Origin of the sequence: Lentzea sp. NPDC051208 (assembly GCF_040682435.1) — a bacterium.
Classification (GTDB): Bacteria; Actinomycetota; Actinomycetes; order Mycobacteriales; family Pseudonocardiaceae; genus Lentzea; species Lentzea kristufekii.
Genome location: NZ_JBFBAW010000017.1, coordinates 81,627 through 94,836, shown reverse-complemented (window position 1 = coordinate 94,836; position 13,210 = coordinate 81,627). Strand labels below are relative to the sequence as shown.

Annotated in this window: 12 protein-coding genes; 8 read left to right on the top strand and 4 right to left on the bottom strand. The window is 70.7% G+C overall.

All coding sequences use genetic code 11. The features are described from left to right. The first annotated feature begins 8 nt into the window (after positions 1–8). Genes ribD through AB0M48_RS34240 form a run of 5 tightly spaced genes read left to right on the top strand, consistent with a single transcriptional unit; the run spans position 9 to position 3,811 of the window. On the top strand, positions 9–992 hold the full coding sequence (ribD, locus tag AB0M48_RS34260; protein WP_363849914.1) for a bifunctional diaminohydroxyphosphoribosylaminopyrimidine deaminase/5-amino-6-(5-phosphoribosylamino)uracil reductase RibD: 984 nt from the start codon (positions 9–11) through the stop codon (positions 990–992). An 8-nt stretch (positions 993–1,000) separates the two neighbouring features. Further along, the gene (locus AB0M48_RS34255; RefSeq protein ID WP_266034803.1) at positions 1,001–1,621 is read left to right on the top strand and encodes a riboflavin synthase; all 621 of its coding nucleotides are present in this window, start codon (positions 1,001–1,003) and stop codon (positions 1,619–1,621) included. Continuing rightward, on the top strand, positions 1,618–2,880 hold the full coding sequence (locus AB0M48_RS34250; protein ID WP_319983054.1) for a bifunctional 3,4-dihydroxy-2-butanone-4-phosphate synthase/GTP cyclohydrolase II: 1,263 nt from the start codon (positions 1,618–1,620) through the stop codon (positions 2,878–2,880). The genes AB0M48_RS34255 and AB0M48_RS34250 overlap by 4 nt, the downstream gene beginning before the upstream one ends. Further along, complete coding sequence (ribH, locus tag AB0M48_RS34245; RefSeq protein ID WP_086665621.1) at positions 2,877–3,374, top strand: 6,7-dimethyl-8-ribityllumazine synthase; 498 nt, start codon at positions 2,877–2,879, stop codon at positions 3,372–3,374. The genes AB0M48_RS34250 and ribH overlap by 4 nt, the downstream gene beginning before the upstream one ends. Beyond that, positions 3,371–3,811, top strand: a complete 441-nt coding sequence (locus AB0M48_RS34240) for a PH domain-containing protein (protein ID WP_319983055.1) — start codon at positions 3,371–3,373, stop codon at positions 3,809–3,811. Before ribH ends, AB0M48_RS34240 begins: the two co-directional genes overlap by 4 nt. On the opposite strand, the gene AB0M48_RS34235 is transcribed toward AB0M48_RS34240, so the two are convergent. From AB0M48_RS34235 to AB0M48_RS34225, 3 genes are all read right to left on the bottom strand, one after another. Next, the gene (locus AB0M48_RS34235) at positions 3,808–4,233 is read right to left on the bottom strand and encodes a DUF1761 domain-containing protein (RefSeq protein ID WP_363849766.1); all 426 of its coding nucleotides are present in this window, start codon (positions 4,231–4,233) and stop codon (positions 3,808–3,810) included. The two genes, AB0M48_RS34240 and AB0M48_RS34235, sit on opposite strands and share 4 nt — an antisense overlap. A 124-nt stretch (positions 4,234–4,357) precedes the next feature. Then, complete coding sequence (locus AB0M48_RS34230; protein WP_363849764.1) at positions 4,358–7,174, bottom strand: aconitate hydratase; 2,817 nt, start codon at positions 7,172–7,174, stop codon at positions 4,358–4,360. A gap of 220 nt (positions 7,175–7,394) precedes the next feature. Continuing rightward, positions 7,395–7,802: a hypothetical protein gene (locus tag AB0M48_RS34225; protein WP_363849762.1), complete on the bottom strand. Its 408-nt coding sequence runs from the start codon at positions 7,800–7,802 to the stop codon at positions 7,395–7,397. Positions 7,803–7,821: 19 nt separating this feature from the next. On the opposite strand from AB0M48_RS34225, the gene AB0M48_RS34220 reads away from it, so the two are divergent. From AB0M48_RS34220 to AB0M48_RS34210, 3 genes are read left to right on the top strand one after another with little or no spacing between them, the layout of a single operon-like run. Further along, a complete protein-coding gene (locus AB0M48_RS34220; protein ID WP_363849760.1) occupies positions 7,822–8,532 on the top strand; it encodes an ABC transporter ATP-binding protein in 711 nt (236 codons plus the stop codon). Continuing rightward, entirely contained in the window at positions 8,529–9,161 is a 633-nt protein-coding gene (locus AB0M48_RS34215; protein ID WP_363849758.1) for a hypothetical protein, read from the top strand. Before AB0M48_RS34220 ends, AB0M48_RS34215 begins: the two co-directional genes overlap by 4 nt. Next, a complete protein-coding gene (locus AB0M48_RS34210; protein WP_363849757.1) occupies positions 9,161–11,950 on the top strand; it encodes a BTAD domain-containing putative transcriptional regulator in 2,790 nt (929 codons plus the stop codon). Before AB0M48_RS34215 ends, AB0M48_RS34210 begins: the two co-directional genes overlap by 1 nt. On the opposite strand, the gene AB0M48_RS34205 is transcribed toward AB0M48_RS34210, so the two are convergent. Continuing rightward, positions 11,870–13,177 (bottom strand): FAD-dependent monooxygenase, encoded by a 1,308-nt coding sequence (locus tag AB0M48_RS34205; protein ID WP_363849755.1) that lies wholly within the window; start codon positions 13,175–13,177, stop codon positions 11,870–11,872. The two genes, AB0M48_RS34210 and AB0M48_RS34205, sit on opposite strands and share 81 nt — an antisense overlap. Positions 13,178–13,210: the final 33 nt, after the last annotated feature.

Below are 13,210 nucleotides of genomic sequence, written 5' to 3'. Positions count from 1 at the left end.
AGGACGCGATGAGGATCGCCATCGCGGAGAGCGAGCGGGTGCGGGGCACCACGAGCCCCAACCCACCGGTCGGGTGCGTCATCCTCGACGAGAGCGGCAACGCCGTCGGGTTCGGTGGCACGCAGCCGGTCGGCGGGCCGCACGCCGAGGTGATGGCGCTCAGGGAGGCGGGCGTGAAGGCCCGCGGCGGCACCGCAGTTGTCACCCTCGAACCGTGTTCGCACTACGGCCGTACGCCGCCGTGTGCCGAGACGCTGATCGAAGCCGGCATCAAGCACGTCGTCCACGCCACCAGTGACCCGAACCCGAAGGCCGCGGGCGGGGTCGAGGTCCTCAGAAAAGCCGGCGTCGCCGTCGAGAGCGGTCTGCTGGAGCAGGAAGTCAGCCGAGGCCCCCTCAGGGCGTGGCTGCACTACGCGCGCACGGGCCGTCCGCACGTCACGTGGAAGTACGCGGCCTCGCTCGACGGCCGGATCGCGGCCGGGGACGGCACCAGCCGCTGGATCAGCTCGGAGACCTCCCGCAAGGAGGTCCACGCGATGCGCGCCAAGCTCGACGCGATCGTCGTCGGCATGAACACGGTGAGGCTGGACGACCCCGCGCTGACGGCCAGGGACGCCGACGGAATGCCGTTGCCCCGCCAGCCGTTGCCGGTGGTGGTGGGCACGAGCGACCTGCCGGAGGGAGCGAAGCTCCAGGACACCGCACTGCACCTGCGCACGCACGAGCCGGACGCCGTCCTGGCCGCGCTCGCCGAGCGCGGCGTGGTCGACGTGCTGCTGGAGGGCGGCCCGACGCTCGCCGGTGCGTTCTGGCGCGCCGGCAGGGTCGACCGAGTCCTCGCCTACATCGCGCCCGCGCTGCTCGGGAACGGTCCCGCGGCGGTGCTGGACGCGGGCGTGTCAACCATCACGGACGCTGTGAGGCTGACCGTGGAAGACGTCACCATGAGCGGACCGGACTTGCGGATCAGCGCGGTTCCGCGAACTTAGGAGGAGCGGTGTTCACCGGGATCGTCGAGGAACTCGGCCACGTCGAGGCGATTGAGGACCTGCCCGACGCGGCACGGATCCGCATCACCGGACCGATCGTGACCAGCGACGCGAAGCACGGCGACTCCATCGCGGTGAGCGGCGTCTGCCTCACCGTCGTGGAAGTGGAGAACGACAGCTTCACCGCGGACGTGATGCGCGAGACCCTCACGCGCAGCAGCCTCGCCAAGGTCGCCGCGGGCGACCGGGTCAACCTGGAGCGCGCGGCCGCGGTCGGCCAGCGCCTCGGCGGCCACATCGTGCAGGGCCACGTGGACGGCACGGGCACGATTCTCGCGCGGGAGAAGGCCGAGCACTGGGAGATCGTCCACATCGGACTCCCGCCGAGCCTCGCCCGTTATGTCGTCGAGAAGGGCTCCATCACGGTCGACGGGGTCTCGCTGACGGTCGTGACCGTCTCCGAGGACGAGTTCACCGTGAGCCTGATCCCGACGACCCTCGAACTCACCACGCTCGGGCGACGCATCCCGGGCGACCTGGTGAACCTGGAGGTCGACGTGCTGGCTAAGTACGTCGAACGACTGGCGATCCCGCACCTGCGGGCCATCGCGGGCGAGGAGGCCCAGTGAGCACCGACTTCGCTGACATCGAGCGTGCGATCTCCGACATCGCCGCCGGTCGTCCCGTGGTCGTCGTGGACGACGAGGACCGCGAGAACGAGGGCGACCTGATCTTCGCCGCCGAGAAGGCGACGCCGGAACTGCTCGCCTTCATGGTCCGCTACACCTCCGGCTACATCTGCGTGCCGCTGACCGAGGACGACTGCGACCGCCTCGACCTGCCGCCGATGTTCCACACGAACCAGGACGTGCGCGGCACCGCCTACACCGTCACGGTCGACGCGCGCGAGGGCGTCAGCACCGGCATCTCGGCCGCGGACCGCGCCCGCACGATCCGCCTGCTCGCCGACCCGACGGCGAAGGCGAGCGACTTCAACCGCCCGGGTCACGTCGTGCCGTTGCGGGCCAAGGCCGGTGGCGTGCTGCGCCGTCCCGGGCACACCGAGGCCGCCGTCGACCTGGCGCGGATGGCCGGGTTGTCGCCCGCGGGCGTGCTCTGCGAGATCGTGTCGCAGAAGGACGAGGGCGACATGGCCCGCCGCGACGAGCTGGAGGTCTTCGCCGCGGACCACGACCTCGCGATCATCACGATCGCCGACCTCATCGCGTACCGCCGCCGGGTCGAGACCCAGGTCGTGCGCGCCGCCGAGGCCCGCATCCCGACCGCGCACGGCGTCTTCACGGCGTACGGCTACGACAGCCTGCTCGACGGCATCGAGCACGTCGCCCTGGTGTACGGCGAGATCGGCGACGGCGAGGACGTGCTCGTGCGCGTGCACTCCGAGTGCCTCACCGGCGACGTGCTGGGCTCGTTGCGCTGCGACTGCGGCCCGCAGCTCGACGCGGCGATGGAAGCCGTCGCGGCACAAGGCCGTGGCGTCGTGCTGTACATGCGCGGCCACGAGGGCCGCGGCATCGGCCTGATGCACAAGCTGCAGGCGTACCAGCTGCAGGACGAGGGCGCCGACACCGTGGACGCGAACCTGGTGCAGGGCCTGCCCGCCGACGCACGCGACTACGGCACCGGCGCGCAGATCCTCGTGGAGCTCGGCATCAAGTCCATGCGGCTGCTGACGAACAACCCGGCCAAGCGCGTCGGACTGGAGGCCGGATACGGTCTCCGGGTGCTCGACAGGGTGCCGCTGCCGGTCTCCCCGAACCCGGAGAACCTGCGGTACCTGCGCACCAAGCGCGACCGGATGGGTCACGAACTGCATCAGCTCGAGCAGTACGAGACCGTTGTTTCCGCTACGGAGGACCAGGAATGAGCGGCGAGGGCCGTCCAGAGCAGACGAGGCTCGACGGCAAGGGCCTGAGCGTCGCGATCGCGGCGACGCGCTGGCACACCAAGATCACCGACCAGCTCGTCGAGCGTGCCCTGAAGGCCGCTGAGGACGCGGGCTGCGTCGACACCACGGTCGTGCGCGTGGCGGGGGCGATCGAGCTTCCCGTCGTGGTGCAGGAACTGGCGCGCCACCACGACGCGGTGGTCGCGCTGGGCGTGGTCATCCGCGGCGGCACCCCGCACTTCGAGTACGTGTGCGACTCGGTGACGGACGGGCTCACGCGCGTCGCGCTCGACGAGTCCACGCCCGTCGGCAACGGCGTGCTGACGACCAACACCGAGGAGCAGGCCCTGGCCCGCGCCGGCCTGCCGGACTCGGTGGAGGACAAGGGGTACGAGGCGACCGTCGCCGCGATCGACACGGCGCTGGTGCTGCGCGGCCTGCGTCAGCCCTGGACCGAGCGGGGCTTCGAATGATGACGGCGGAAGTGCTCGTCCTGCGCCCCAAGAAGATCCGCCGCGTCGCGTGGGCGTGCGCGGTCGGTCTGGTCGTGGTGTTCACGGTGGTGGGGCTGCTGCTGGGCAACACGCCGACCGGCGTGATCTTCCGGACCTCCGACCAGGTCGCCATGATTTTGCTGGGCTTCCTGCTCGCGGGCGGTGTGCTGCTGCTGACCCGTCCGCGCGTCACCGCCGATGCGTCGGGTGTCGACGTGCGCAACGTCGTGACGTCGCACCACTTCGACTGGAACGACGTGCTGTCGGTCAGCTTCCCGGACGGCGCCGCGTGGGCCCGGCTGGAGCTGCCGGACGACGAGTACATCTCGGTGATGGCCGTGCAGGCCGTGGACCGCGAGTACGCCGTTTCGTCCGTGCGCGCGTTGCGCGAGCTGCACAAGGCAGCGCGGAACTAGATCCACTGACCGAGGATCGCGCCCGCGAGCGTGAGTCCGACGACGTGATAGCCCGCTCCGATGGCCGCGAAGGTGACCGGGGCGGGCTTCGTCATGTCATAGGCACCGGTCACGAACCGGACCGGCAGCGCGATGCAGAGACCGACGACGAGTCCCAGCAGGACGCCTTCCATGATGTTGTCGGTGCGGGAGGCGTTGCCGATCATCGCGGTGGCGAGGGTGATCACGAAGCACGTGAGCAGCGGGATGGCGTGTACGGCCGCGCTCTGGTTCTCCGGCGGGCTGAGGTCCTGCCCGGACGCCCGTTGCCAGGCCCTGCCGAAGGCGTAGTCCGCGTACCAGACCAGGCCGAGCGCGAAGTACGCGATCGTGGCGACGACGACGGCCAACCAGTTGAGGTCGCCGAGCACGGTCAAGCTCATGAGGGGTCTCCCGCGGGGATCAGGGTGACTTGGCATCGCGGGGTGCACGCTCGTCGTTACGACTGCATTGACGGCGAAAGGGCCGCCCACCGACTGGTGAGCGGCCCTTTCGGTACTACGAGGACTAGCTGCGGACCATCTTGCGCAGCACGTACTGCATGATGCCGCCGTTGCGGTAGTAGTCGGCCTCACCGGGCGTGTCGATGCGGACGACCGCGTCGAACTCGACCTTCGAGCCGTCCGCCTTGGTGGCGACGACGTGCACCGTCGACGGCGTGGTGCCGTTGTTCAGCTCCGTGACGCCGGTGAAGTCGAACGTCTCGGTGCCGTCGAGGCCCAGCGACGACGCGTTGTCGCCCGCCGGGAACTGCAGCGGCAGCACGCCCATGCCGATGAGGTTCGAGCGGTGGATGCGCTCGTAGGACTCGGCGATGACGGCGCGGACGCCGAGCAGCGAGGTGCCCTTGGCCGCCCAGTCGCGCGACGAACCGGAGCCGTACTCCTTGCCCGCCAGCACGACCAGCGGAACACCGGCCTCCGCGTACGACACGGACGCGTCGTAGATGGTGGTCTGCGGCGCGCCCTCGGCCAGGAAGTCGCGGGTGAAGCCGCCCTGGACGTCGTCGAGCAGCAGGTTGCGCAGGCGGATGTTCGCGAACGTGCCGCGGATCATCACCTCGTGGTTGCCGCGGCGGGAGCCGTAGGAGTTGAAGTCCTTGCGCTCCACGCCGTGCTCGGTCAGGTACTTGCCCGCGGGCGAGTCGGCCTTGATCGAACCGGCGGGGGAGATGTGGTCCGTGGTGACCGAGTCGCCCAGCAGCGCCAGCACGCGGGCACCCGAGATGTCGGTGACCGGCTTCGGCTCCATCTCCATGCCCTCGAAGTACGGGGGCTTGCGCACGTAGGTGGACTCGGAGTCCCACTCGAACGTGTTGCCGGTCGGCGTGGGCAGCGACTGCCAGCGCTCGTCACCGGAGAACACGTTCTTGTAGCCCTTGGTGAAGCCCTCCGCGGAGATCGAGGTCGAGATGACCTCGGCGATCTCGGCCGGGGTCGGCCAGATCTCCGACAGGTACACCGGCTTGCCCTCGGGGTCGTACGCGAGGGGCTCGGTGGTGATGTCCTTGTCCATCGAACCGGCCAGCGCGTACGCCACGACCAGCGGCGGCGACGCGAGGTAGTTCATCTTGATGTCCGGGTTGATCCGGCCTTCGAAGTTGCGGTTGCCGGACAGCACCGAGACGACCGCGAGGTCGCCTTCCTGCACGCCCGCCGAGATCTCGTCCTGCAGCGGGCCGGAGTTGCCGATGCAGGTGGTGCAGCCGTAGCCGACCAGGTGGAAGCCGAGCTTCTCCAGGTACGGCATGAGGCCGGCGCGCTCGTAGTAGTCCATGACGACCTTCGAGCCGGGCGCCAGGGTCGTCTTGACCCACGGCTTGCGCTCGAGACCGCGCTCGACGGCCTTCTTCGCGAGAAGTGCGGCACCGAGCATCACGGACGGGTTCGAGGTGTTGGTGCACGACGTGATCGCGGCGATCGCGACGGCGCCGTGGTCCAGCTCGAACTCGTTGCCGTCGAGGGTGACCTTGACCGGCTTCGACACGCGACCGGTGGCGCCCTCGGCGGCGGACTGGAACACCTTCGGCGCGGCGGAGCCGTTCTCGCCCTCGTGGACGGCGACCGGGTCGCTGGCCGGGAACGTCTCGTCGACGGCCTCGTCCACGCCGGAGAGCTCCGGGGAATCGGTGTGCGCGACGTAGGCGCCCAGGGCCTGGCGGAACGCCTCCTTGGCGTTGGTCAGCTCGATGCGGTCCTGCGGGCGCTTCGGGCCGGCGATGGACGGCACGACCGTCGCCAGGTCCAGCTCCAGCGTCTCGGAGAACACCGGCTCGCGGGACGCGTCGTGCCAGAGGCCCTGCTCCTTGGCGTAGGCCTCGACGAGCGCGATCTGCTCCTCGGTGCGGCCGGTCAGGCGCAGGTAGTCGATGGTCTCGCTGTCGATCGGGAAGATGCCGACCGTGGAGCCGAACTCCGGCGACATGTTGCCGATCGTGGCGCGGTTCGCCAGCGGCACGGCGCTGACGCCCTCGCCGTAGAACTCGACGAACTTGCCGACGACGCCCTGCTTGCGCAGCATCTCGGTGATCGTGAGCACGAGGTCGGTCGCGGTGGCGCCGGGGGGCAGCTCACCGGAGAGCTTGAAGCCCACGACGCGCGGGATCAGCATGGAGACCGGCTGGCCGAGCATCGCGGCCTCGGCCTCGATGCCGCCGACGCCCCAGCCCAGCACGCCGATGCCGTTGACCATCGTGGTGTGCGAGTCGGTGCCGACCAGCGTGTCCGGGTACGCCTGGCCGTTGCGGACCATGACGACGCGGGCCAGGTGCTCGATGTTGACCTGGTGCACGATGCCGGTGCCGGGCGGGACGACCTTGAACTCGTCGAACGCGGTCTGGCCCCAGCGCAGGAACTGGTAGCGCTCGCGGTTGCGCTCGTACTCCAGGTCGACGTTCTGCTCGAACGCGTCCGGGCGGCCGAAGATGTCGGCGATGACCGAGTGGTCGATCACGAGCTCGGCGGGCGCGAGCGGGTTGACCTTCTCGGCGTCGCCGCCGAGCTGGGTGACGGCCTCGCGCATGGTGGCGAGGTCGACGACGCAGGGCACACCGGTGAAGTCCTGCATCACGACGCGGGCCGGCGTGAACTGGATCTCGGTGTTCGGCTCGGCGGCCGGGTCCCAGTTGGCGAGAGCGCGCACGTGGTCGGCGGTGATGTTCGCGCCGTCCTCGGTCCGCAGCAGGTTCTCCAGCAGGATCTTCAGGCTGAACGGCAGACGCTCGGCGCCCTCCACGGCGCTCAGCCGGAACACCTCGTACGAGGCGTCGCCGACGTTGAGCGTGCCGCGGGCGCCGAAGCTGTCCTTGCTAGCTGGTGCAGTCACGTGCAACTCCATAACTGGTGACGGCGCGGTGGTCAGTTCGGGATGGGGGAGAGTCTTCCTCACCGGGTCGGCCCCTGCCCCTCGACCCCAAACAGTACGCTTGTCCTGTAAGCCGGTTCAAGCCAGGTTGCCCTAAGTCACGATCCCGGTGCGGTACTCGCCGGGAGACCGTCCGGCGAACCTCCCGGACGCGGCGAGCCCGTCGTGTCCCCGGATCCGGTCACAGCAGGATGATCGCGAACGCGACCAGCACCAGCACCTTCACGCCTTCCAGCGCGATGTAGACGAGGTGCGTGCGGGACTTCGGCGGTGCCTCGCCCGCGATGATGAGCGCGGCCCTGGCTTCGAGCCGGGGTCGCAGCAGCGTCACCTGGACCGCCAGCGTCACGGCCAGCGCGACCAGCAGCACCGTCGCGGCCACCGGGCGCGGGACGAGCGCGAACGTGATCGCCGTGGCCGCCGCGAGCACGATCTCCGAGGCGTTCAGGGCGCGGAACACGAGCCGGCCGATGCCGAGTCCCAGCGGCAGCGTGATGCCGGGCGCGCGGAACTTCAGCGGCGCCTCGATCGAGATCGCCAGCACCATGCCGAGCCAGATGCACGCCGAAGCGAGCGGAAGCGATGTCATGGGTGGTTATCTTGGCGTGGTGCTCCTGGATCAGGTTTCGAAGCGGTACGGGCGCGGGCCCTGGGTGCTGCGCGACCTCACGCTGGAGGTCTCCGGCCTGACCGTGCTCAGCGGCGCGAACGGCACCGGCAAGTCGACGTTGCTCAAGATCGCCGCAGGCGTGCTGAGGCCGACGTCCGGACGTGTCGAGCGGCCCGCCTCGGTCGGTTACGTGCCCGAGCGGTTCCCCTCGGACGTCAAGATGTCGGCTTCGTCCTACCTCGCGCACATGGGGCGCGTCCGCGGCGCCGAGGCCGGCGACGTGCTGGAACGGCTGGGATTCATCGGTTCGATGACGGCGCCGATGTCCGAGCTGTCCAAGGGCAACACGCAGAAGGTCGCGCTGGCGCAGGCCTTGGCGGCTTCCGACCTGCTGGTGCTCGACGAGCCGTGGACCGGGCTCGACCCCGCGGCGTCCGCCGAACTGGTGTCGTTGCTGGAGGGACGGACGGCGCTGGTGTCCGACCACGAGGGACACCTCGCGTCGGCGACGCGCGTGGACCTCGCCGGCGGGCACGTGACGATCGAGCTCAGCCGGGTCGCCGCGCCCGATGCGCTGGAGGTGCTGGAAGGCGTGCGGTCGGTGCAGGCGCGCGGGTCGTCGGTGCGGGTGGTCGTGGCGCCGGAGCAAAGTGATCAGGTGCTGGCGGAGGCGCTGCGGCTCGGGTGCTCGGTGCGGAGCGTGCGGTGATCGCTCTCGTTCGGTACCTCGCGGTCGACGTCCTTCGCGGGCAACGGTATTTGGCGCCGCTGCTGGTGTTCCTCGGCGTGATGGGGATGTTGTTCTCCAGCGATGCCGGGCAGCCGCTGGAGGCGTATTCGGGTTCGTCGGCGTTGCTCTACCCGATCGCGGCGTGGATGGCCGTCGTGGTGGCGACGTCCGAGGACGTGGTGCGGCGCGAGATCACCGTGGTGAGCGCGGGTGGCTGGCCGCGGGTGCTGACGGCGGCGGCGTTGGTCGCGGTGCTGTTCGCGATGGTCATGGCGGTGCTGGCGGCGGTGTGGCCGGTGGTGACGAACCCCCACCCGTACACGGCGGGCGAGTTTTTTGTCGGACTCGCCGCGCATACTGGATGTGCGTTGCTCGGCGTCGGGGTGGGCCTGCTGTTCGCCCGTCCCGTGTTCGACTCCATCGGGCGCACCGTGCTGGCGGTGTTCTCGGTGGTGGTGCTGACGTATCCGCTGGGGCGGGTCACACCGCTCGGGTGGGTGCTGGACGCGCTGGGCCACAACAGGGTGTCGCTGTCCCTGCTGGGGACGGCGGTGGTCGGCGTCGCGCTCGTGGTGGCCGCGGTGGTGGCCGGGGTGCGGCGGGCCTGATGCGGGTCGACGTGCTCGGGCCGTTGCGGGTCGTGGCCGAGGACGGCGCACCGGTCGAGGTGCGCGGCAAACGGCTGCGGTGGCTGCTGATCCGGCTGGCGATGGAACCTGGCACCGTCGTCGCGCCGGACCGGCTGATCGCCGACCTGTGGCCGGAGGAGCCGCCGGTCGACGGTGCCGCGGCGTTGCAGTCGCTCGTGTCGCGGCTGCGGCGGGTGCTCGGTGCCGCCGCGATCTCGTCGCACGCGACGGGATACAGGCTGGAGGCGGAGACCGACGTCGAGGTCTTCGCACGCACGCGTGACGCGGCGTTGTGGCGTGGCGCGGCGTTCGAGGAGGCGCCCTTCGCGGTCGACGAGGCCGTGCGGCTGGCGTTGCTGCGCGACGACCTCGCGGGCCTGGAGGCGCTGGCGGCCGCGCATCCGCTGCGCGAGGACGTGCAGGCCCGGTTGATGCTGGCGCTGAACGCCGCCGGACGGCGGTCGGACGCGCTGGCGGTGTTCGCGCGCGTGCGCACGGCTCTGGCCGACGAGCTGGGCGTGGATCCCGGTGGGGCGCTGGCGGCCGCCCATCTGACGGTGCTGCGCGAGCGCGTTGCGCGCGGGAACCTGCCGGCACCGGTCGGATCGTTCGTCGGGCGTGGCGCGGACATGGCCGCGCTGGCCTCGTTGTTGCGCGACAACCGGTTGGTGACGCTGACCGGTTTCGGTGGCGTGGGCAAGACACGCCTCGCGCTGACGCATGCCGCGTCGGAGCCACAGGCGTGGTTCGTCGAGCTGGACTCGGCGGCCGAACCGCTGGCGGCGCTGGACGCTGCCCTGGGCCCGAACCCGCTGGCGGCACCGGTGTTCTCGCGGCTCGGGTCGTCGCTGGTGGTGCTCGACAACTGCGAGCACGTCGTGGACGCGGCCGCGGCGCTGTGCGTCCGGCTGCTGGCCGAGGCGCCGGACGCGCGCGTGCTGGCGACGTCGCGCGAGCCGCTGGGCATTCCGGGTGAGGTCGTGTGCCCTGTGGCGCCGCTCGACCTCGATCACGCCGTGCGGTTGTTCTCGGCGCGGGTCGGGACAGCGTTGGACGCCGAGGTCGTGCGGCGGGTTTGTGCTGCGCTCGAGGGGATTCCGCTCGCGCTGGAGCTGGCGGCGGCACGGGCCCGGTCGTTGTCGGCGGCACAGCTGGAGTCGCGTGTGGACAGCCGGCTGCGGTTGCTCGACCGCGGCGCGCGGACCGGGCCGGTGCGGCACCGGACGCTGCGGGCGGTGATCGACTGGAGCTGGGAGCTGCTGGACGAGGCCGAGCGCGCGTTGCTGGCGCGGCTGGCCGTGTTCGCCGGCGGGGCGACGGCCGAGGCGGTGCACTTCGTGTGCGGGGCAGGCTCGCGCAGGGGTACCCCCTTGCTGGGAACCCCTGCGTCACAACGTACTCAGGGGGTCCGACAAGATCAGGACCTCTGGGACACCGAGGACCTGCTGGCCGCGCTCGTGGAGAAGTCGCTGGTCGTGCGCGTGGGCGAGCGTTACCGACTGCTGGAGACCGTGCGCGAGTACGCGTTGGAGCAGGGCCAAACCGATCCTGAGAGGCACGCCGCCTACTACGTGGAGCTGGCCGAGCGGAACGAACCGTTGCTGCGAGGCCCGGACCAACTGGACGCGTTGAAGGTCTTCGACGTGGAGCGGTCCAACCTCGACGCGGCGCAGGCGTGGGCGGTCCGGCACGACCTGGCCGTCGCGCGGCGCATGATGGCCGCGCGCACGTGGCATTGGCTGGTGATGACCAAGCGGTTCGAGGAGATCCGCCGCTGGGCCTCGCTCACACCGGACGACCCGCTCTCCGGCGTGCTGGCCTCGCTCGGCACGCCGGCCGCCGTCGTCGCGGCGGAGCGGTTGTGGCAGGAGGACCTCCCGACGGCGCTGTGCGCGTTGATGCTGACGAGTGGTCAGATCTGGGGGCAGACCGCACTGGCGGAACGGCTCGAGGTGCTGGCCGGTCGGCTGGAACGGTCGCCGGACGCGTGGATGCGCGCGTTCGCGGCGCTCGTGCGCGGGCTGGTGGCCGGTGAGTTCAGCGAGGGTTCCGCGCCGCGGGCGGAGGCCGCGTACCGGGAGGCGCTGCGCGGGTTCCGGGCGGTGGGTGACCGGTGGGCCGTGGTGTTCGGGCTGTCCTGCCTGGTCATGGTGCTGATCAACCGGGGTGCGTTCGCCGAGGGCCTGCAGGCGGTCTCCGAGGCGCGGCAGGTGGCTGCCGAGCTGGGCGAACCGGAGTCGGTGCTGGTGCCGATGTCCGTGCTCATGCAGGCGGCGCGCGTCAAGATCAGGCTCGGCGACCTGGCCGGCGCCCGTGAGGATCTGGAACTGGTACCGCCGTCCCCGTTCGACCTGGACCGGGCACGGATCACGCAGGCCTACGGTGAGATGGCGTACTTCCGCGGCGACTTCGAGCAGGCCGTCGCGTTGTACCGGCAGGCGCTCGCCGCAACGGAGGACTCGCCCGCGAACCAGTTCCGCGCCACCGTCCACGCCGGACTGGGACTGGCGCTGACCCGTCTCGGTCAGCTCGCCGAGGCGGGCGAGCACCACGGCCGGGCGCTCGACACCGTCAACAGGAGCGCGGACGGCCCGGCCCGCGCCATGGTGCTGGAGTGGTACGCGGACTGGCTGCTCGCCCAGGGCGATCCCGCCGGCGCGGGGAACGCCCTGGACGAGGCCGCACGGCTACGCGGCGGACCGAGCAGCGACCCGGCGGTGGTGCAGCTGCGTGACCGGGTTCGCGCCGAAGTACGCGTCGATCGCTGACCGGCCGATCGCGGCGACGTAACCGTCCGGGCGGACCAGCACCGGGCCGTCGGGGAAGTCGAGCGTCACGAAGTCGGGGCCGCGCAGCAGGTCGAAGATCCGGCCCTGCCCGGTGATCCCGTCGGGCACGCGGTCACCCGCGCGCAGCCCGGGCCCGTCCTCGGTCCGGTACGACAGCGAGAGCTGCAGCGTCTCGTCCCCGCGACGCTCGAACGGGTCGCCGGACGTCATGATCGCGGTGGTCATGCCGAGCAGCCACTCGGCGACGGGCTTGCGCTCGGACTCGTAGGTGTCGAGCAGCGTCTCCATCCCGAGTTTCCAGCCCAGGTTGTAGGCGTCCTGGATGCCGGTGTTCATGCCCTGCGCACCGGCGGGCGAGTGCACGTGCGCGGCGTCGCCGGCGAGGAACACCCTGCCGGTGCGGAACCTGTCGACCATGCGGATGTTGGTGCGGTGCAACGACATCCACGTCGAGTCGTGCAGGATCACGTCGTCCAGGCCGGTGCACTCGCGGACGATCTGCTGGTAGAGGGCCAAAGACGGTTCGTCGCCACCGTCGCCGGTCGCCTGGAACTGGAAGAGGTCCGTGCCGGGCAGCGGGCACAGGGCCAGCCACTTGTCGGCCCGGCTGCCCCAGCTGTGCCAGTGGTCGCGGTCGAGACCGGAGACCCGGACGTCGCCGATGAACATCCGCAGGTCCTCGTGGGTCTCTCCGACGAACGAGACGCCGAGTTCCTTGCGCACGAACGACTTGCCGCCGTCGCAACCGACGAGGTACTTCGCTCGCACGGTCTCCGAGCCGATGATCGCCGTCACACCCGCGTCGTCCTGGGTGAACGACGTCAGCGGCATCCCGTACTCGACGGGCTGGGGGAGCGCCTCCCGCAGGATCTGCTCGACCCGGAACTGCGGGATGAGCATCGTGCGGGCGTACGGGCGTTCGACCGTGGGGTTACGGCCCTCGTGCACGTCCCACTCGCGCAGCACCTCGCGGCCCCGGTAGGCGCGCATCGTGATGTCGAACCGGCCGGACGCCAGCACGGGCTCGATCACGCCCAGGTCGTGGAAGACCTCCATGCTGCGCGGCTGGAGGCCTTTGCCCCGGGAACCGGCGAAGGGTGCGAGCGCGGCGTCGACGATGCGGAACGGCACGCCGCGGCGGGAGAGGTCGAGGGCCAGGGTGAGGCCGGTCGGGCCGGCGCCGATGATCAGAACCTGAGTGTCCATGGGCACAGGTTCGGGCCCGGAACTGCCTCGGCC